At 70.4% G+C, this 19205-nt stretch carries 18 protein-coding genes and 1 tRNA gene; 7 read left to right on the forward strand and 12 right to left on the reverse strand.

Annotated elements, in window-relative coordinates; translation table 11 throughout:
• Positions 1-2 precede the first annotated feature (2 nt).
• The 4 genes from VH914_07995 to VH914_08010 form a co-directional block, all read right to left on the reverse strand.
• A complete protein-coding gene (locus tag VH914_07995) occupies positions 3-1238 on the reverse strand; it encodes a cyclopropane-fatty-acyl-phospholipid synthase family protein (GenBank protein ID HEX4491130.1) in 1236 nt (411 codons plus the stop codon).
• A gap of 68 nt (positions 1239-1306) precedes the next feature.
• A complete protein-coding gene (locus VH914_08000; protein ID HEX4491131.1) occupies positions 1307-2071 on the reverse strand; it encodes a methyltransferase domain-containing protein in 765 nt (254 codons plus the stop codon).
• A 3-nt stretch (positions 2072-2074) separates the two neighbouring features.
• Complete coding sequence (locus tag VH914_08005) at positions 2075-2980, reverse strand: hypothetical protein (protein HEX4491132.1); 906 nt, start codon at positions 2978-2980, stop codon at positions 2075-2077.
• A 46-nt stretch (positions 2981-3026) separates the two neighbouring features.
• Entirely contained in the window at positions 3027-3854 is an 828-nt protein-coding gene (locus tag VH914_08010; protein HEX4491133.1) for a class I SAM-dependent methyltransferase, read from the reverse strand.
• Between the two features lie 98 nt (positions 3855-3952).
• On the opposite strand from VH914_08010, the gene VH914_08015 reads away from it, so the two are divergent.
• Together VH914_08015 and VH914_08020 are read left to right on the forward strand one after the other, a co-directional pair.
• Entirely contained in the window at positions 3953-4765 is an 813-nt protein-coding gene (locus tag VH914_08015) for a hypothetical protein (protein HEX4491134.1), read from the forward strand.
• Positions 4766-4809: 44 nt separating this feature from the next.
• Entirely contained in the window at positions 4810-5907 is a 1098-nt protein-coding gene (locus VH914_08020) for a hypothetical protein (GenBank protein HEX4491135.1), read from the forward strand.
• 9 nt (positions 5908-5916) lie between these two features.
• On the opposite strand, the gene VH914_08025 is transcribed toward VH914_08020, so the two are convergent.
• Positions 5917-5990: transfer RNA gene (locus VH914_08025), tRNA-Val, on the reverse strand.
• A 33-nt stretch (positions 5991-6023) separates the two neighbouring features.
• On the opposite strand from VH914_08025, the gene VH914_08030 reads away from it, so the two are divergent.
• Positions 6024-6746, forward strand: a complete 723-nt coding sequence (locus tag VH914_08030) for a hypothetical protein (GenBank protein HEX4491136.1) — start codon at positions 6024-6026, stop codon at positions 6744-6746.
• On the opposite strand, the gene VH914_08035 is transcribed toward VH914_08030, so the two are convergent.
• The gene (locus tag VH914_08035) at positions 6747-7970 is read right to left on the reverse strand and encodes a M20 family metallopeptidase (protein HEX4491137.1); all 1224 of its coding nucleotides are present in this window, start codon (positions 7968-7970) and stop codon (positions 6747-6749) included.
• Between the two features lie 117 nt (positions 7971-8087).
• On the reverse strand, positions 8088-8903 hold the full coding sequence (locus VH914_08040) for a PaaX family transcriptional regulator C-terminal domain-containing protein (GenBank protein ID HEX4491138.1): 816 nt from the start codon (positions 8901-8903) through the stop codon (positions 8088-8090).
• 28 nt (positions 8904-8931) lie between these two features.
• Here VH914_08040 and VH914_08045 point away from each other — a divergent pair, with 28 nt between their 5' ends.
• Positions 8932-9903, forward strand: a complete 972-nt coding sequence (locus VH914_08045; GenBank protein ID HEX4491139.1) for a fatty acid desaturase family protein — start codon at positions 8932-8934, stop codon at positions 9901-9903.
• Here VH914_08045 and VH914_08050 read toward each other — a convergent pair.
• A complete protein-coding gene (locus tag VH914_08050; GenBank protein HEX4491140.1) occupies positions 9866-11269 on the reverse strand; it encodes an amidase in 1404 nt (467 codons plus the stop codon). The genes VH914_08045 and VH914_08050 overlap by 38 nt on opposite strands.
• 49 nt (positions 11270-11318) lie before the next feature.
• Between VH914_08050 and VH914_08055 the strand changes: the two genes are divergently transcribed.
• Positions 11319-11960: a nitroreductase family protein gene (locus VH914_08055; protein HEX4491141.1), complete on the forward strand. Its 642-nt coding sequence runs from the start codon at positions 11319-11321 to the stop codon at positions 11958-11960.
• Positions 11961-11991: 31 nt separating this feature from the next.
• On the forward strand, positions 11992-12240 hold the full coding sequence (locus tag VH914_08060) for a hypothetical protein (protein ID HEX4491142.1): 249 nt from the start codon (positions 11992-11994) through the stop codon (positions 12238-12240).
• 49 nt (positions 12241-12289) lie between these two features.
• Here VH914_08060 and aceE read toward each other — a convergent pair whose 3' ends face one another.
• Entirely contained in the window at positions 12290-15007 is a 2718-nt protein-coding gene (gene aceE / locus VH914_08065) for a pyruvate dehydrogenase (acetyl-transferring), homodimeric type (protein ID HEX4491143.1), read from the reverse strand.
• Positions 15008-15102: 95 nt separating this feature from the next.
• Here aceE and VH914_08070 point away from each other — a divergent pair, with 95 nt between their 5' ends.
• Positions 15103-15462, forward strand: a complete 360-nt coding sequence (locus VH914_08070; GenBank protein HEX4491144.1) for a cupredoxin domain-containing protein — start codon at positions 15103-15105, stop codon at positions 15460-15462.
• A 63-nt stretch (positions 15463-15525) separates the two neighbouring features.
• Here VH914_08070 and VH914_08075 read toward each other — a convergent pair whose 3' ends face one another.
• The 3 genes from VH914_08075 to VH914_08085 all read right to left on the reverse strand — a co-directional run bounded on the left by VH914_08075 (position 15526) and on the right by VH914_08085 (position 19143).
• Entirely contained in the window at positions 15526-16719 is a 1194-nt protein-coding gene (locus tag VH914_08075) for a CaiB/BaiF CoA-transferase family protein (protein ID HEX4491145.1), read from the reverse strand.
• A 105-nt stretch (positions 16720-16824) separates the two neighbouring features.
• The gene (locus tag VH914_08080; GenBank protein HEX4491146.1) at positions 16825-17925 is read right to left on the reverse strand and encodes an NAD-dependent epimerase/dehydratase family protein; all 1101 of its coding nucleotides are present in this window, start codon (positions 17923-17925) and stop codon (positions 16825-16827) included.
• Between the two features lie 15 nt (positions 17926-17940).
• Complete coding sequence (locus tag VH914_08085; protein ID HEX4491147.1) at positions 17941-19143, reverse strand: hypothetical protein; 1203 nt, start codon at positions 19141-19143, stop codon at positions 17941-17943.
• Between the last annotated feature and the right edge of the window lie 62 nt (positions 19144-19205).

A 19205-nucleotide genomic window follows, 5' to 3' on the forward strand; every position in this document is an offset into this window, starting at 1 on the left:
GCTCAGAAGTCGACGCGGAGCGGCATCCCGGAACGGCCACCATCGGGCTTCACCGCGAGCACCTGGTGGATCTGCGTGTTGCCGTCCTCGAAGTTGACGGCCGACGCCGCGATGTAGAGGCGCCAGATCCGCGCGATCGCGGTACCGGCGTCGGCGACCGCGGCCTCCCAATCGCTCTCGAGGTTCGCCATCCACGCCCGGAGGGTCAGCGCGTAGTGCTCGCGCAGGCTCTCGACGTGCCGCGCCTCGAATCCGGCCTGTTGGATCGCGGTCACGACGGCACCGACTTCGTGCAGCTCGCCATCAGGGAACACGAACCGGTCGATGAAGCTGCCCCGCTTGAAGTGGGTGCGCAGGCGCGGCTTCCACGGGCGGCTGATCGCATGGTTCAGGAAGCGACCGCCCGGTCGCACGAGCGCAAACGCACGCGAGAAGTACTCGTCGAGCATCTTCAGACCGACGTGCTCGAACATGCCGATCGAGCTCACCGCGTCGAACGGTGCGTCGGTGATGTCGCGGTAGTCCTGCACGCGCACGCTGAGCGCGCCCGCGAGCCCCGCCTCCGCGATGCGCTTCGACGCGAGGTCGGCCTGCGCGCCGGACAGCGTCACACCGACGCCTTCGACGCCGTAGTGCTGCGCCGCGTGCAGCAGCATGCTCCCCCACCCGCAGCCGATGTCGAGCAGCCGCATGCCGGGCTGCAGCCCCAGCTTGCGGCACACGAGGTCGTGCTTCGCGGTCTGCGCGGCGTCGAGCCCGACATCGGGTCGCTCCCACACCGCGCACGAGTACGTCAACGTCGGTCCGAGCAGGCGTTCGTAGAACTCGTTCGAGACGTTGTAGTGGTGCGCGATCGCGGCCGCGTCGCGCGCCTTCGAGTGCCGGGCACCGTGGAGTCGCGCCTCGCCCGGCGCGCGCGGAAGTCTGCGGAACAGTTGCGGTCCGAGCAGCCGCACCATGTCCGCGATCTGCCCGGCGCCGAACGACACGTTCGGAAAGCGATGACGCAGCTCGAGCGCGGCGAACATGTCGCCCTCGATGTCGATGTCGCCCGCCACGTACGCGCGCCCGAGACCGAGCTCACCCGGCGCGGTGACGATGCGGCGAAACGCGTCGGGTGAGCGCACCACGAGCGCGGCTCGCGCGTTCGCAGGCCCGAGCGTGCTGCCGTCGTACGCGCGCACGGCGACCGGCAGGTCGGAACCCAGAATGCCGGTGACGAGGTCGGCAACCGTCATGGCGACCCTCCAGTTCGAAAACCCACCCAGATGCTCGCGGATCGGAGCGACGCCTGCACGCGCGTGCGTCAGGTCGAAGGGTTCTTCCCCGCCTCGTGGCACCAGAACACTTCGGTCACGTACGGCAGCTCGAACCGGTCGGGGAAATCGGCCACGAGTGCGCGCACACCGTCGAGGATGTGCTCACGCTCCGCGGGCTCCATCGAGGCGATGAAGCTCGTGGTCGAGACCCGTTCGCAGAGCCCGTCGCGATCGAGGTTCTGCGAGAACCTGAATCGCTCGCGCTGCGCACTCGTGAAGCGCCCGGACCCGTCGAGCACCTCGCGGAAGTCGGTCCCCACCCGGTACGGCATCTGCACGTCCCACCGCATGACGTGGCTGAGCTCGGCAACCCACTCGACCGACTCGTCCCGTTCGTTCCACACGAGTCCGAGGCCGCCGGACACGCGCAGCACGCGCGCGATCTCGGCGAGCGCGCGGGGCGCGTCGAACCAGTGGAAGGCCTGCGCGACGACGACCCCGTCGACCGACGCGTCCGCGAGCGGGATCGCTTCGGCGGTGCCGGCTTGCATCGGCACTCCGGGCACCGCGAGCGCGAACTGCCGCCGCATCGCCTCCGAAGGCTCGACGGCGACGAGGTCGGCGCCCCGCTCGGCGAGCAACCGCGTGAGCTTGCCGGTCCCCGCCGCGAGATCGAGGACTCGGGTGCCGGCGGCGATGCCGAGCTCGGTGCAGAGCCGGTCGACCGCCGCGGTCGGATAGCTGGGCCGGCTGCGCTCGTACGCGTCGGCGGCGCGTCCGAATCCCGCGGCGGCGACCGGATTGACGTCCACGAGCTACGGAGTCCCCGTGAGATCGACGGGAATCCCCGCGGTCGGCGGTGCCGGCCGGTAGTCGAGACCCGCGACGGCCGCGAGGCCGTCGACGATCGTGGCGGCATAGCGGTGCGCGCCCGCGGAGTAGGTGCACACATGACCGACGATCGGACAGCCCACCGTGCGCGGGTCGTCGAAGTGGATGCGCGACGCGTCGCGAGTGACGATGCGACCGTCCTGGCAACCGAGGGCCGCGCGCTCGCCGGTGACGCACGGCATCGAGGTCACGTACGCGGGGCCGCCGAGCGCGGTCGCGGTCTTCACGAGCCGCACGCCCGGGTGCTCCAGCGCGAGGCGCGCGTACTGCGCGACGAGCCGGGCCCGCGGCGGCGTGTCGAGGTCCGCGGGGAACACGGGCGGGGCGACGAGCTCGACCGGCACGTGCCGCGCGGCGGCGAACGCCACCAGCGCCCCGAGGTCCTTCTTGTACTTCTCGTAGTACGCGTCGCCCGAGAGCGGTCGACCATCGCGCTGCATGCACGGCGTGAGGTTGTTGCCCGAGAACGCGAGCACCAGCACGCCCGGGCGCGTCGCGATCGACTGCCGGACGAGCGGCGCGAGGTCGCACGGCGCGAGGCCGAAGTACGCGGTGACCGACACCGACAGTCCGTGCGCGCGCCCCAGTGCGGCGACCGCGCTGCCCGCCTGCAGCATGAGGGAGTCGCCGAAGACCGCGACGCGCGCGGATGCGTGACGCGCGCCCGTCTCCGCCGGCGCGGCGCGCTCGCCCGCGGCGGCGCGGTTCGACCGGCTCGACGGCCCGAACGCGACGATCAGCGTCGCGACGATCCCCGCGACCGCGACCGCCACTCCGAGGCGCGCCGAGCGTCCACCCCGCGCGCCGAGCCGTCGGTCTCCGGCTTGCATCTCGCTCCCGACTCGGAAACCACCCCGAACGCGCAGTCTCGCACGGTCAGGCGATCGTTCCCGCCCCGCTCGCCGTCACGAGGAGGGAGCTCCCGAGGGCGGCCTCGGGATCGAGAGCGCGGGGTTCGACCTCGCTCTCGATCGACCAACCGGCCTGCCGCAGCAGCGTTTCCCAGCCGTCGTGAGCGAGCCGCGTGCGCGCCGGCTCGCCGATGCGCACGAGCCGGCGGCGGAACGCCGCGCGTCGGAGCCGCGCCGCCGGCGTCGCCGCCCGGTCCTCGAGCCCGAGGCTGAGCGCGAGCGTCGATCTCACCGACGGCGCCGCGCGCTCGCGCAGCCCGACGAAGAGCTGCGCGATCACGTCGCGGTCGAGGTACAGCAGCAGCCCTTCACACGTGAAGAGACTCGGGCGCTGCGCGTCGTGGCCGGCCCGCGCGAGCTTCGCGGCGACGTCGCCGTCCGTGAGATCGACCGGCACGAAGTGGATGTCGTCGCACGCGACGTCGAGCCGCGCGAGTCGCGCGCGCTTGTCGGCTTGGGTCTCGGGAAGGTCGAGCTCGAAGAACGCGATGCCCGGCGCGCGGAACCGCAGCGCGCGGCCGTCGTAGCCCGCGCCGACGATCACGATCTGCGGGACGTCCGCTGCGATCGCGTCGAGCACCTGCCCGTCGAAGAAACGCGTGCGCGCGACGAGGTGGTGGAACATGCCGGCGCCCGCATTCCGGTCACCCGCGCTCGCTTCACCGCGCGCCAGCTCGGCGGCGAGGTCACCGTTGAGCCGCTCCTCGCCTGCGGCGTCACCGCCCGCCGGCGCCGGGCGGCTCATCATCGAGCGCGCCCGCGCCACGCCCTGAGCGGTTCGCGACACCGGCATACCCCGGATTCTGCCCCGGGCGCGCCCACTGCGTCGCCGAGCGCGGATCACGGCGAGCGAGCACAATCCGTCGCGTGCACAGGATGCGAGGGGTTGGCGTGGCGCTCGCGATCGCGGTGGCGCTCGGGGCGTGCAGCTCGTCGTCATCGACCGCGGGGTCCCGGCCGTCCGCCGTCGCGATACCGACGACCACGACCGTTCCGCCGGTCGCGCGGATGACACACCGCGCCGCGGTCAGCCCGATCTACAGCCAGGGCCTCGCGCGGTTCGGCGACGGTTGGGTCTTCTCGGGCACGCGCTGGCTCGCACACACCGACGGCGCGCTGCACCAGACCGCGATCAACTCGCACGCGATCCCACCCACGTGGTTGGCGAAGGGCTACGACCACATCGGCGACATCGACATCGTCGGTGATGTGCTCTACGCGCCGTACGAAGAGCCGAACTATTCGCTCGGCCATCAGGCGACCGCGACGTACGACGCGCGGACGCTGCGCTTCGAGTCCGCGGTCGTGCTCCAACAGCATCAGAACTCGTTCGTCACCGTCGACCCGAAGACGATGATCGCCTATTCGATGGACCAGTTCGGCGGCGGCGCGCTCCTTCGTTACGACGTCGCGCACGCTTGGAAGCGACTCGCGCCGCTGAAGCTGAGCCGCTTCGTCGACAAGGTGCAGGGCGCCGACATCGCCGACGGCGCGGCCTGGCTCTCGACCGACGACGCCCACAAGGAGCTCTACCGCGTCGATCTCGAGACCGGCCACGTCGACGCGCTGGTTTCGCAGGGCTTCCTGAAGGGCGAGGGCGAAGGCATCGACGCGACCTCACTGTCGAGCGGCCTGCTCCACGCGCTCGTCGTTCCACCTACGCTCGCGCCCGTCTACCTCCAGGACTTCCGCACCGCTGAGTAGCGTCCGGCCCGGGAATCGGTCGGTCGATCGGGCCAGGAGGTCTCATGTCGGTGAAGCGTTCGTTCGTCGTGGCCACGGCCGCGCTGTTGGTGATCGTCGTGGGGCCGATCGCGCTCGCTTCGCCGGCGCTCGCCGCGCCCGTCAACGGTGGCGTGCTCAAGAACCACCACCCGGTCAACGGCGTGATGGGAACACCCGACGGCGTCAGCTACACGTTCAAGGCGGTCGCGGGTCGGCACGTCACGCTCGCCGCCACCAATGTGAGCGTCACACCCGAGTCCAGCGGTCTGACCCTGAGCGCCTACGACTCACACGGCGACGCCGATGTCCCCGGCATCCAGATCTTCACCGGCCAGAACCACGAGATCGACTTCACACCGACGGCCGCCCAAGCGGGACCGACGACCGTTGTGATCGGACCGTGGAACGCGGGCGCGACCGGAAGCTTCACGCTCACGATGGCCCGCGATCTCACCGGCACGCTCGCGTCGGGCACCGCCGTGCGCCCGAACCTCCGGTTCGGCGGCCAGCACGCCGACTACACCTTCACTGCGGTCGCGGGTCAGCACGTGACCGTCGCCGCGTTCAACGGGAACTTCGTGCCGCAGTTCCAGGGCATGACGTTGGACGTCTTCGGCGCAGACGGCGTGCGCGTCGCGCCCGGCGTGCAGTTCTACACGGGGCAGACGCACTCCATCGACTACACACCGACAGCCGCGCAAGCCGGGCTCACGCACGTCGTGATCACGCCGTACAACTACGAGACGACGGGCAAGTTCACGCTCGCCTACGCCGCCGACTCCGAGCGGCGCCTGACCCTCGCCAAGCCCGTGGCCGGCAACCTGAAGTTCGCGGGCCAGCACGTGCTCTACTCGTTCCGGATCAAGGCCGGTCAGCCCGCCGACATCTTGATCACGAACACGTTCATCCATCCGAACGACGCCGCCGCGCTGGCGATGGGCGTGTACGACGCGAACGGCGGCCTGATCAACGGCACCTACTACCTCAAGAACGGCTCGGACACGCAGGTCTACTTCGTTCCCACGGCCGAGCAAGCCGGGATCGGCAGCGTCGGCATCAGCCCGTACACCGCCGGCTCGACCGGCACCTTCACGATCACCTACACGAACTCGTTCCACTGACGCACTCGGTGGGCGGTAGAGGACTCGAACCTCCGACCTCGTCGGTGTGAACGACGCGCTCTAACCAGCTGAGCTAACCGCCCCCATAGGGAGCGCCCAAGATAGCGTCCGCGCCCGTGGAGAAGCTGATGTACCTCCTGTGGACGCCGGACGCCGAGCTTCCCGAGGAGACCGAGCAGCTGCTGCTCGCCGATCTCGCGCCGAAACTGCTCGCGCTCGGGCCGTGCGGGCTCACGATCGACGCCGACGACACCGGCGCGCAGGTGCCGCCGCCACTGCCCCTGCCCGACGACGAGTCGCCGGTGCGCGCGGTCGTGTCGCTGTGGCTCGACGCGTACGACCGGCGCGATCCGTTCGAGGAACTCCTGCGCGCGCACAGCACGCGCCTCGCCGGTTATCTGGTCACCGAGTCGATGTACACCGACTACGGCGGCAACCCATGGTCGGGCGCGCGCGACTGGGCCGACGGCACGCGTTCGCCCGGCATCCTCACGGTCACGCTGCTGCAGCAGAAGCGCGGGACCGAGTACGAGGAATGGATGCACTTCTGGCACACGCGCCAGTCGCCGATGTCGGAGGAGATCCAGCCGCGTGCGCGCTACGTGCGCAACTCGGTCGCACGCGCGATCACGCCGGACGCGCCGCCGTACCTCGGCATCGTCGAGGAGGCGTGGCCGACGATCGACGACCTCACCGACCCGATGCGCTTCTACTGCGGCGCCGGCGACGAGGAACAGATGAAGACGAACATGTCGACGATGCTCACGCACATCGCGACCCTGCTCGACCTCGACGTCACCCGCGTCCACACGATGAGCGAGTGGATCCTGAAGAGCTGATCAGGCGTTCGAGAGCATCGCGGCGTCGCCGGCGAGGAACGACAGCGCAGTCGCGCAGTACATGCCGACGCCGCTGCGCAGCGCGGACTCGTCGATCGTCATGCGGTTCGAGTGGCAGGCGTGCGCGTCGGTCGGCTTGTGGTCCGGAGGGCACACACCGAGGAAGGCGAACGCGCCGGGGCGGCGCTGGAGCAGGTACGAGAAGTCCTCGGCGCCCATCACCGGTGCCGGCATCTCCAGGTACGCCTGCTCACCCAGCAACCGCTTCGCGACCGACTCGGTGAAGCGCACGAAGTCGGGGTCGTTGATCGTCACCGGGTAGCCCTCGACGTTCTCGAACGACGCGTCCATCTCGTGCGCGCCCGCAATGCCGTGCACGATCCGCGCGATCCCCTCGAGTGCGATCTTGCGGCTGCGCTCCGACACGGAACGCAGCGTCCCTTCCATCAGGACTTCCTCGGGGATGACGTTGTTCGTGGTGCCCGCGCGGATCTTCGTGATCGTGATGACGACGGGATCGAACGTGTCGATGCGCCGCGTCGCGAACACCTGCAGCGCCGTGACGATCTCCGCCGCGACCGGCATCGGATCGTTCGCGAGGTACGGGCTCGACGCGTGACCGCCCTTGCCGCGCACGCGGATGCCGAGCACGTCCGGCGCGGCCATGATCGCTCCACCGCGACTCGACACGACACCTGCCGGCGCGTTCGGAGTGACGTGCAGCCCGAACACCGCGTCGACGCGCGGGTCGTCGAGCACGCCCTCGTCGATCATGAACTTCGCGCCGTGGAAGCCCTCTTCACCGGGCTGGAACATGAAGCGCACGCGCCCGGCGAACTCGTTGCGGCGATCGGACAGGACGCGAGCAGCACCCGCGAGCATCGCGGTGTGCGCGTCGTGACCGCAGGCGTGCATCGTGCCGTCGATCTCGCTCGCGAAGTCGACGCCGGTGTCCTCGGGCATCGGCAACGCGTCCATGTCGCCGCGCAAGAGGATCGTCGGACCCGCGCCCGCGCCGCCTTCGAGGTCGGCGACGACCGACGTGAGCGCCTTGCCCGTGCGCACCGACACCGGCAGGTCCGCGAGCGCGTCGAGCACGGCCTGCTGCGTCTGCGGCAGCTCGAGCCCGAGCTCGGGATGGCGGTGGATGCGACGACGCATCGTGACGACGTCGGGCAGCACCGCGTCGACCTGATTGAGGAGCGCAGCGACATCGAACGGCATGGTCGCAGGGTACCGAGCTTGCGGTCGCGCTCGCTCCGCTCGCCGCTCCTGACGCCGCAGCCTCCCGCGCCGCCGGGCCGCGCTGCGACCCGGCCGATCCGGCGCGAACACTCCGTGCTAGCGGCTCATGGTGGCCGTCAGCGCGGTCGCGAACGCACGCTGAAACCGCGCGTATCCGGTTCGCAGGTCCTTGCCCGGCCAGTCTGCGGGCACCAGGTCGGCAGGCAGGATCGGGTCGCGACGCGCGTGCTGCAGCGCGGCCGCGCCCGCGACGAAGCCCGGCGCGAGGGCGGAGTCGTGGCCGGCTTCGAGGTGGGCGGTCAGCGCAGCCATCCGCTCCGACACGACGCGGGCGCGCGCGGCCCACTCGTCGGGCGCGAACAATCGCTGCGCGAGCTCGGCCCCGTCGTCGTCGGGCGTCGCCGTCCACCACGTGCACTGTGACCCGACCGTCGCCCAGGCCTCCGCAGGCGCGGCCTCGGCGGGCAGGTTGTCGGGCCGCGTCCAGACGCCCTCGTGCAGCTCTGCGAACCGCACCCTGCGCATCGACTGCCGGAACGCATTGCGAGCCGCGGGGTCACGCGGCGCCGAAGCATCGACGACCGCGAAACGCCATCCGCCCCGCCACCGCCGCGGCCTCGGATCGAGGCTCCAGTCCTGCGCGGGCTGGAGCTCGCGCACGCGTCCGGCCAACTCGTACGTGCCGTCGGCAGACACGAGCTCGCCCCGGTCGACCATCCGGCTCAGCGCGACGCGTGCCGTGCCCTCGGCAATCCCGAAGCGGGTGCACCAGTCGACGATCCGGCCGCCGGGCAGCCGGGGCGGATGCACCCCGAGCAGCAGGCTCCCGATCACCGACCGGGCAGCGAGCGGCCGCTCGAGCAGATCGTCGGCCCCGGCGCCGCCCACCGCGGTGTTACGTCGTGGCGTCATGCGTTCCGAAAGTGTAACATCGGCGTTCGTGGCGACGACGATGGTCCCCGACCCCGAGCTCCTCACCGAGCCGCACGGCGACGCGGTCCTCCCGAACGGTCGACCCGCACCCGCGTTGCGCGAAGACCTGCGCCGCATCCCTTCGCTCCGCAACGCGGTGAGCGTCGCGTCCGTCTTCGTGCAGACGATCGGGATCGTCTGGCTCGCGATCCGTCTCGACAACCCGTTCGCCTGGGTCGCCGCGTTCCTGCTGATGGGTCGGGCCAACGCGCAGCTCGCGGCACTCATGCACGAGGCCGCGCACCGGCTGCTGTTCCGCAACCGCCGCGTGAACGACTGGGTCGGGCGGTGGCTGCTCGGCTTCCCGCAGTTCACGCCGATCGACCTCTACCGCCGCGGTCACATGAATCATCACCGTGACGAATTCGGCCCGAACGAGCCCGATATCCCGCTGTATCGCGGCTACCCGATCTCGCGCGACTCGCTGCGCCGCAAGCTCGTGCGCGACGCGACCGGTCAGACCGGGTTCAAGCTCCTCAAGGGTCTGCTGCGCGGTGCCGTGTCGAAGGACGCCGCGGTGCGCGGTCAGGCTCGCCGCATCGTCGGCGTGCAACTCGTACTGCTCGCGGCGACGATCGCGCTCGGTCACCCGTGGCTGTACCTGTTCCTCTGGCTGCTCCCCCACCTCACCGTGTGGCGCGTGATCAACCGGCTTCGCTCGATCGCGGAGCACGGCGGCATGGAGCGCTCGTCGGACCGGCGCAACACGACGCACTCCGTGCACCAGTCGCCGTTGGCGCGCTTCGCGTTGGTGCCGTACTGCATCGGCTGGCATCTCGCGCACCACGTCGACTCCGGTATCCCGATGCACAACCTGCCGCGCTACCACCGCACGTTGATCGACTCGGGCTACGTGACCGACGGCCTGGAGTACCGCAGCTACCGCGCGCTCTGGCGCAGGCTCAGCTCGCGACCGGTGCCGGCGGCCGCTGCGCGCTGAACCCGAGCGCCGCGTCCGCAGCTGCGGCGACGCGCATCAACGCGAGGTCGGCGCCGCGCGGCGCGACGATCTGCAAACCGATCGGCAGCGAGTCACCGTCGTCGGAGACGAAGCCCGCCGGCACGACCGCGGCCGGCGCGCGCACGAGGTTGAACGGCAGCGTGTAATCGGCCGCCCAGCCGCCGCCGTACGGGCTGAGCTCGCCGATGCGCGGAGGAACCGTCGCCATGCCCGGAGTCACGAGCACGTCGACGCGCTCCCACAGCTCGGCGAGCCGCAGGTTCGCCTCGTGCGCGCCCACGTCGCCCTCGTGCACCTGCACGCCGGTGAGGTGCTCGCCGAACTGCGGGATGAAGATCGCCTCGGGCAGGAACCGCTCACGCCACTGCGGGTCGTCGGTCGCGATCGCGGCCCACGATCCCGCGGCCGCGCGGAGCGCCCACGGCCCGGTCGGCGCCACGGTGAACGGTTGCTCGACGGTCTCGACGACGCGCGCGCCGTGCGCTTCGAGCTCGCGCAACGCGGCTTCACAACGCGCGATCACTTCCGCGTCGGGGCGCGCGTAGCCGAGCGTCGGGGACCACGCGATGCGAAGCCCGTCGACCGATGCGCGCGCCGCCGCGTCGGCGAACGATCCCTCGAGGTCGAACGAGAGCAGGTCGCGCGTCGAGATGCCCTTCACGACGTCGAGCGCGAGCGCGATCTCCGGGAACGTGCGCGCCATCGGACCGCGCGTGGAGAGGTGACCCCACGTCGGCGCGGCTTCGTCACCGCTCGGCACGACACCGTGCGTCGGCTTGAAGCCGCAGATGCCGCACGTCTCGGACGGGATGCGGATCGAACCGCCGCCGTCGGATCCGGTCGCGAGCGTGACCATCGAGCTCGAGACCGCGACCGCGGAGCCGCCGCTCGATCCTCCGCACGTGCGGTTCGTCGCCCACGGGTTGCGCGTCGGGCCGAACACGAGGTTGTTCGTCTCCGCGTGGAAGCCGTACGCGGGCGTGTTCGTCTTGCCGACGACGACCGCACCCGCGGCGCGCAACCGCGCGACCTCGACCGAGTCGCGCGTCGCCGCCGGATCGGCCGCGTGCGCGGGATCGCCGTAGGTGGTGCGGAAACCGGTCGCGTCCTCGAGGTCCTTCACGCCGATCGGGACGCCCGCGAGCGGCCCGACCGCCTCACCACGAGCGAGCCGGTCGGCGACCGCGTGCGCCTGGGCGCGGGCGTCGTCGGCCCGCAGCTCGCAGAAGGCGTTGAGCACGGAGTCGGCGGCGTCGATGCGGGCGAGCGCGTCGTCGACCGCCTCGACCGCGGACATCTCGCCGCCTCGGATGCGGGCGACGAGCTCGAGCAGGGAGTCGGCCATGCGCGGGAAGGTACCCTGACCGGCCACGACGGCGGCTCGAGGGGGGCTCTTGCCGGGGTACGAGCTCGTTCGCGATCGGGTGCGGCGTCCCTTCGACGACGTCGCGCGGACGCCGCGCGGCCTGGTGCCGCTGAGCCAGGATCCCGTCGACGACGAGACCGTGCTCCTCTGCCTCGACCTCGCGGCCCAGGCCATCGGCGCCGCGCCGCGCCGCTGCGAGTTCATCGTGCTCCGCGACGGCGACCGCAAGCACCAGCTCGCCCGGATCTACCGCCAGGGCTGGGCGATCTACCGCCGGCTCCTGAAGCTCCGGCGGGCCGGCGGCATCGCGGCCCGCCAGTGGGAGGCGGACCACTTCGAGGACGTGCCGGTCGTCGTCGTCGCCTGCGTCCACGGCTCGCGGCCGATCTTTCCGGCCTTCAACGCGGCCCGCTACTACGGCTCGGTCTTCCCGGCCCTCGAGAACCTGCTCCTCGCCGCACACTCGATCGGCCTCGGCGCCACCATCACCACGCTGCCCATCTGGTCGCAGTGGCAGGCCCGGCGCACACTCGGCCTGCCCGGCTCGGTGACGGCCGTCGCCGTGGTGCCGATGGGCTGGCCCCGCGACCCGAGCGCCCACGCCGAGCCGACCGGTCCGATCCGCGCCCAGGTCCACCACGACCACTGGGGAGGGCGCAACCCCGGCTGACGGGCAAAACGCCCCCGTACCTCGCACATGGGTGTCGCCCGGTGCGGCAGAATGTGCGCACGAGAAACAGGCAGGTGACGACGTGGCCAGAAAAGGACGAGCACGCCGCTTTCGGGAGGCACGCGAGCTCAAGCAGGGCTACGACGACGGCCTGTTCAAGGAGCGCGACGCCACGCTCGCCGATGTCCTGGACGACGGCTCGGTAGCCGTCGACGAGGACGACGACGACTTCGAGGACGAAGAAGAGGACTGGGACCCCGACCACCAGGCCGGCAACTAGCCCCTGACCTGCGGCTTCGCCGACCCGACCGGCACCGGCCGGGTCGAGCTCAGGTGAGTCTGGGGTCGGTCGCCTCGGGATCCAGCTCGTAGCGGCGGATCGCCTCTTCGACGGTCTCGGCCTTCACGTCCCCCTGCTGCGCGAGCGCGTCGAGCACGGCGACGACGATGTGCGCGGCGTCGACCTCGAAGTGGCGGCGCAACGCGGTGCGGACGTCGGAGAAGCCGTAGCCGTCGGTGCCGAGCGGCACGAACGGCCGGGGCACGAAGCGGCCGATCTGGTCGGCCACGAGCTTGACGTAATCGCACACCGCGACGACCGGGCCCTCGGTCCCGCCGAGCTGCTCGGTGACGTACGGCGTCCGCGGCGGCTCGGTCGGGTGCAGCCGGTTCCAGCGCTCGCAGTCGAGCGCGTCCTCCCGCAGCAGCTTGTACGACGTCGCGCTCCACACGTCGGCCGCGACGTCCCAGTCCTCGGCGAGCATGCGCTGCGCGTCGAGCGCGCCGTTGAGCAGCGCGCCGCTGCCGAGGATCTGCGCTCGGTGCGCGCGCTCACCCTCCGGTGCCTCGCGGTACCGGTAGAGACCGCGCACGATGCCGTCCTCGACACCCTCGGGCATCGGCGGCTGCGAGTAGTTCTCGTTGTAGAGCGTGAGGTAGTAGAAGCAGTCCTCGGGCTCGGGTCCGTACATGCGCTCGATGCCGTCGCGCACGATCACCGCGACTTCGTACGCAAAGGCCGGGTCGTAGGCGCGGCAGTTCGGTACCGCGGCCGCGAGCAACTGGCTCTGACCGTCGCAGTGCTGGAGCCCCTCGCCGGTGAGCGTCGTGCGACCCGCGGTCGCGCCGAGCAGGAAGCCGCGGCCGCGCGCGTCGCCGAACGCCCAGATGAGGTCGCCGACGCGCTGGAACCCGAACATCGAATAGAACGTGAAGAACGGGATCATCGGATACGACCACGTCGAGTACGCGGTGCCCGCCGCGGTGAACGACGCCATTGCGCCGGCCTCCGTGATCCCCTCCATGAGGATGCGGCCGTTGTTCGCCTCGCGATACGACAGCAACAGCCCCGCGTCGACCGGCTCGTACTGCTGCCCGAACGGCGCGTAGATCTTGAAGTCGCTGAACAGCGCGTCCATACCGAACGTGCGCGCCTCGTCGGGGATGATCGGCACGACGCGCGCGCCCCACTCCGGTTCCTTCAGCAGGATCTTGAGCAGCCGCGTGAACGCGGTCGTCGTGGACGCCTGGATCTTCTCGCCGGTGCCCGCGAGCAACGGCTCGATGATCTCGGGCTTCGGCATCACGAACGTCTTGGCCCGCACGACCCGCTCGGGCAGGTAGCCGTCGAGCGCGCGCCGGCGCTCCATCAGGTACTTGTACTCGGGCGAGTCCTCGCCGGGGTGGAAGTACGGCGGCACGTCCTCGCCGAGTTGCTCGTCGGTGAAGTCGATGTGCAGCCGGTCGCGGAACTCCTTGCGCTCCGCGATCGTCATCTTCTTGATCTGATGCGTGGAGTTGCGGGCCTCGAAGTCGGGACCGAGCGTCCAGCCCTTGATCGTCTTCGCGAGGATCGCGCTCGGCGCGCCCTCGTTCTCCACCGTCGTCTTGTACGCCGCGTAGAGCTTGCGGTAGTCGTGACCACCGCGCGGCAGCTTCTGCAGATCGTCGTCGCTGAGGTGCTCGACCATCTGGCGCAACCGCGGGTCGGGACCGAAGAAGTGCTCGCGGATGTACGCGCCGGACTCGACCGCGTACTTCTGGAACTCGCCGTCGACCGTCGTGTTCATCTTGTTCACGAGCACACCGTCGACGTCACGCGCGAGCAGCTCGTCCCACGCGCTACCCCAGATCACCTTGCAGACGTTCCAACCCGCGCCGCGGAAGCTCGACTCGAACTCCTGGATCACCTTGCCGTTGCCGCGCACGGGTCCGTCGAGCCGCTGCAGGTTGCAGTTGACGACGAAGATGAGGTTGTCGAGGCGCTCGCGCGCGGCGAGCGAGAGCGCGGCCATCGCCTCGGGCTCGTCCATCTCGCCGTCGCCGACGAAGCACCACACACGCGCCTTGCTCGTGTCGACGAGCCGGCGGTTCAGCAGATAGCGGTTGAAGCGGGCTTGGTAGACCGCGGAGAGCGGGCCGAGGCCCATCGAGACGGTCGGGAACTCCCAGAAGTCGGGCATGCGCCGCGGGTGCGGGTAGCTCGGGAGGCCGTGACCCGTGGTCTCGCGTCGGAAGTTGTCGAGCTGGTCCTCGGTGAGGCGGCCTTCGAGGAAGGCGCGTGCGTAGATGCCGGGCGCGGCGTGACCCTGCACGTAGATCTGGTCGCCGGCGCCGCCGTCGGCCTTGCCGCGGAAGAAGTGGTTGAAGCCGACTTCGTAGAGCGCGGCCGCGGACGCGTAGGTCGAGAGGTGACCACCGAGGCCGTCGAAGCGGTGATTCGCGCGGTCGACCATCGCGACCGCGTTCCAACGGATGAACGCGCGGATGCGGCGCTCGATGTACTCGTCACCCGGGAACCACGGCTCTTGCTCGGGCGCGATCGAGTTGATGTAGTCGGTCTGCACCATCGCGGGGACGCCGACGCCCTTCTCCCGCGCGCGCTCCATGAGACGCGCGAGGAGGTAGTGCGCGCGGGAGCGACCCTTGATGTCGATGATCGCGTCGAGCGACTCGAGCCATTCGGTCGTCTCGCTCTGATCGATGTCCGGCAGCTGATGGACAGAGCCGTCGATGAACACGGGCCCTCCCGGGGGTTTCGAGGGCATGATCGGCAGGTCGGCGGGTCATTCGGAGTGCCCGCGTGATGCGTTCAGCCTAAGACCTCCTGAACCCCGTTCGGTTCCACTGCGTATGTCGCAGCATGCTCACGACACTCCCCCGCCGCATCGCCACTCTCGCCGCCGTCGCCGCGCTCGCAATCGCGCTCTCCGCGTGTGGGAGCAGCGGCAACAAGGCCGGTGCGAGCAGCGGCTCCGGCAAGTCCGACACGATCTCGATCAAGAACCAGGTGTTCACGACGGGATCCGCGAGCGCGGGCAACACGATCACCGTCGCGAACAACGACTCCGTGACGCACACGGTGACCGCCGACGACGGCAAGAGTTTCGACGTGCAGATCAAGGCCGGCCAGACCGCGACGTTCATGGCCCCGGCGACCGGCACCTACAAGTTCCACTGCAAGATCCACTCGAACATGCACGGCACGCTGACGGTCACGTGATCGCGGGTCGCGCTCGCCGCTCCGAACGCGGGATGGCCGCGAGCGCGTCCGGTGCCGTGCGACCTACGCCACGACCCCCGCGGCGCGCAGCTCGGCGATGCGCGGTCCGTATCCGATCTCCTCGAGCACCGCGTCGGTATCTGCCCCGAGCGCAGGTGCGGGACCGCCGAGCTCGGGTCGGTGCTCACCGAACTGCGCGGGGTGCCGCGGCTGGCGCATGCGGCCGACCACCGGCGACTCGGAGTCGACGAGCAGTCCGATCGCCTGTGCGTGCGGATCGCTCGCGAGCTCGTCGGGCGCGACGACGACCCCGCAGGGCACCTGTTCCGCCTCGAGCGCGCCGATCGCGGCGGCGGTCGTCATCGTCGCGGCCGACGCGTAGCACTGCTCCATGATCTTCCCGGTGAGCTCGCGATGCTGCATGCGCTCCACGATCGTCGCGATGCGCGGATCGTCGTAGCCGCCGACGTCGAACGCGCGGCACATGCCCGCGAAGTTCGCGTCCGACGTCGGAGTGCAGATCCCCCACCCGTCGAGGAAGCGAAACGGCCGGAAGTTCTGCACGAAGCTCGACGGGCGGCTGCGGTCGGCATCGAGCAGCAGCTCGTTCCCGGCTGCGTCGGCCCAGAGGAACGACACGACCGCGTCGAGCATCGTCATCTGGAGGTGGGTGCCGCCCGCACCGCGCTCGCGCGCGAAGAGCGCGGCCGTGATCGCCTGCGCCGCGTAGAGCGCGGTGACCTTGTCGGCCGCGGTCTGGTTGAGGAATTGCGGCGTGTTCGTGCCCGCGGCGGCCTGGTTCGCGGCGAAGCCTCCGTAGGCCTGGATGACGGTGTCGTACGCGCCCTTGTGCGCGTACGGGCCGACGGGGCCGAAGCCCGAGAGCGACACGTAGACCAAGCGGTCGTTCGCGGCGCGCAGGTCGTCGGGACCGATGCCGAGGCGCTCGACCACTCCCGGCCGGAAGTTCTGCACGAACACGTCGGCGTCGGCCGCGAGCGCGCGCACGATGTCGCGGCCATCGGGCGCGTGCGCGTCGACGGCGAGGCTGCGCTTGCCGCGGTTGCACGCCTGGTAGAGCGCGCTCATGCCGTTCACCGCCACTCCGACGTAGCGCCCGATGTCGCCGAAGCCCGGGCGCTCGACCTTGATCACCTCCGCACCCTGATCCGCGAGGAGCGCGACCGCGTAGGGCCCGGTGAGCGCGATCGAGAGGTCGACGATCTTCACGCCGTCGAGCGGTCGGTCCGTTCTCATGGTCGCACTCGCTCCATCCTCATGCGGCTCCGACCTCCGGCGCTCGGTCCGGACGCCGCGAGACGGTTGCACTGCGACCGCGCCTGCAGTCTGCGCCTGGCCGGCTCATTGTTCGAACTCCGAGCTCGTGCGCTCCCGACCGCCGGGACCGCTGTACGCGAGTCCGTAGCCGGGCTCGACCGTGAACGTCGGCATGTCGACCGACGCGCGCGCGGCGCGCCACGACGCGATCAGCGCGTCCTCGGCCGCGTAGTCGAACGGATCGGTGAGCACCATCTCCTCCATCCCCCCGGGTTCGCACGGATGCTCGGCCAACCAGCGCGCGGTGTGCGCGAGCGCGCGGCGCGCCGGTACGACATCGTGATAGCCGAGATGGTGCCGCAGCCGCGTCAGGTCGAGCACGCGGTGGGTCGGAAGCGGCTGGGTCAACAGCGGCCGTGCCGGCACCGCGAGCTCGTACGGCATCGACACGATCTCCAGCTCGTGGTCGAGCGCGCCCGCGACGACGTCGATCACCTGGCGGATCGACAGCACCTCTTCGTCACCACAGTTGAAGATCTTCCCTGCCGCGGCGTCGGGCCGGTCGATCGCGAGCAGGAGCGCGTGCGCGAGGTTCTCGGTGTAGCCGTGGTGGTGCAGCGTGAGTCCCTCGTCGGGAACGATGATGCGATCGCGACCGTCGAGCACGCGGCGCACGACGAGCCATTCACGCGGCGCGAGCTGGTACGGGCCGTACACGTACGGATAGCGGAAGTGCGCCGCGGTCGGGTGGTGCGCGAACACCGCTTCTTCGGTGCGCGCGATGCGGTAGCCCTTCTCGTCGCCGTCGTCGATTCCGGCGGTCGGCGCCTGTTCGTCGACGGGTATCGGCACGCCGTCGTCGACGAACGGGTTCATCCAGCCGCGGTACGCGGGCACACCGCCCACCGACACGAACTGCCCGCAACGGCCTTCGGAGCGCGCGGCGATGCGGCGCAACCGCCCGTACATCGCGACGACGACGTCGTAGGTCGCGCCGTCGAACACCGCGTGCAGACCCTCGTCGGTGTACGGATCGTGGTGCAGGTGGACGACGTTCTCAGGGGTCTCCGCGCGCTCGTGCGTACCGCGATGGACGATCGTGACCTCGTAGCCGCGCTCGACGAGACCCCGCACGAGCGGCACGCCGGTCGGGCCGGTGCCGCCGACGACGAGCGCGTGCGTCACGAAAACGGTCGGCGACTACGCGACAGTCGGAGACGCGCCGAACGAGTCGTACAGGCGGCCTTCCAACGCGGCGAGCTCCTGGCCGTGTGCGTACTGGAAGGGCGACATGCCGCCGGCCTCCCACGGACTCACGGAACCGCACTCGATCGCGTGCAGCGACTTCGGCAGCAAACCGAGATCGGCGCGCACGTCGTCGATCGGCGAGTCTGCGTACGCGAACCAATCCGTCGCGAGGAGATCGGTCTCGTCGCTGCGGCCGTGGTCGTCGAGGTGCCACGCGAGCTTGGCACCGCGATACATCGCGTCCGCCAGGCGCGTGGCCATGTGCTCGGGGTCGCGCGAGATGTGTCCCCGGTCGTACTCGAAGAAGCCGTTCGCGGCGTCGAAGAAGTAGCCCGTCTCGAACAGACCGAGCACCATCGCGAGCAACGAGAATGCCCCGGGGTCGTCGTTACAGCGCGAGATGAGGCCGAACACCTCGATCTCGCACTCCACCGTCGAGCCGTAGTCGGCGAGCACGTGCACCCAGTCGTGCTGCGCGAGCATCGGCGGCGCACTCTCGCGATCACCCGGAAACGTGAAGCCGCGAGCCGTGTAGAAGCGCCACACGCCCTGCCCGAGCGAGCCCTCGGGACACCGCGCGAGCGCGGCCCAGCGCGCGCGGAGGTCCGGGTCGTGACAGGCGCGCTGCCACGCATCGGTGAGCGCGGTCGTCGTGTGGAGGTGGTCGGGCGGGCGTTCGACGATCTTGCGGAAGTAGCCGGAGCGCTGGAAGTCGATGAGCGCGAGCCCGAGCGAGCCGTGCGAGAGCCGCCGCGCGACGTGCATGAGCTGATCGCACACGCCGAGCCGCTTGGCGTAGCCCTCGACGCGCTCGGGGACATCGGGCGGCAACGGCACGAGCAGCAGCTCCGCGAGCAACATCATCTGGACCATGCGAATGCGGAACTCCGCGCTGCGGTAGCGCATCGACTCGCCGAACTCGTCGGGACCGACCGGCTCGCCGGCCGTCGCCTCGACGACCACACCGGTCATCGATTCGACGAGCGCGTTCAGCACTGCGCGCTGCACGGGCGTCAGACCGCTCGGGTGACCACCGGGCGCGACCGCGGTCGCGACGCTGCGCATCGTCAGCTCGACCTCTTCACGAACCGGGGGCTGACGGTTCTCGACGTCGGGAGTCGGGAACGGGATCGGTCCGTCCACGAGCGGTTGCATCGCCGCGGAGTCTAGAGAGTGTCGCAAGGCGCGAGATCGCGTTTCGTGAAGCCCTCCGTGCA

This window comes from Acidimicrobiia bacterium (genome assembly GCA_036271555.1).
GTDB lineage: Bacteria > Actinomycetota > Acidimicrobiia > IMCC26256 > PALSA-610 > DATBAK01.

Coding starts and splice junctions, on each gene's coding strand:
- VH914_07995 (HEX4491130.1), bottom strand. CDS start 1,238: ATGACGGTTGCCGACCTCGTCACCGGCATTCTGGGTTCCGACCTGCCG.
- VH914_08005 (HEX4491132.1), bottom strand. CDS start 2,980: ATGCAAGCCGGAGACCGACGGCTCGGCGCGCGGGGTGGACGCTCGGCG.
- VH914_08010 (HEX4491133.1), bottom strand. CDS start 3,854: ATGCCGGTGTCGCGAACCGCTCAGGGCGTGGCGCGGGCGCGCTCGATG.
- VH914_08020 (HEX4491135.1), top strand. CDS start 4,810: ATGTCGGTGAAGCGTTCGTTCGTCGTGGCCACGGCCGCGCTGTTGGTG.
- VH914_08035 (HEX4491137.1), bottom strand. CDS start 7,970: ATGCCGTTCGATGTCGCTGCGCTCCTCAATCAGGTCGACGCGGTGCTG.
- VH914_08040 (HEX4491138.1), bottom strand. CDS start 8,903: ATGACGCCACGACGTAACACCGCGGTGGGCGGCGCCGGGGCCGACGAT.
- VH914_08050 (HEX4491140.1), bottom strand. CDS start 11,269: ATGGCCGACTCCCTGCTCGAGCTCGTCGCCCGCATCCGAGGCGGCGAG.
- aceE (HEX4491143.1), bottom strand. CDS start 15,007: ATGCCCTCGAAACCCCCGGGAGGGCCCGTGTTCATCGACGGCTCTGTC.
- VH914_08070 (HEX4491144.1), top strand. CDS start 15,103: ATGCTCACGACACTCCCCCGCCGCATCGCCACTCTCGCCGCCGTCGCC.
- VH914_08075 (HEX4491145.1), bottom strand. CDS start 16,719: ATGAGAACGGACCGACCGCTCGACGGCGTGAAGATCGTCGACCTCTCG.
- VH914_08085 (HEX4491147.1), bottom strand. CDS start 19,143: ATGCAACCGCTCGTGGACGGACCGATCCCGTTCCCGACTCCCGACGTC.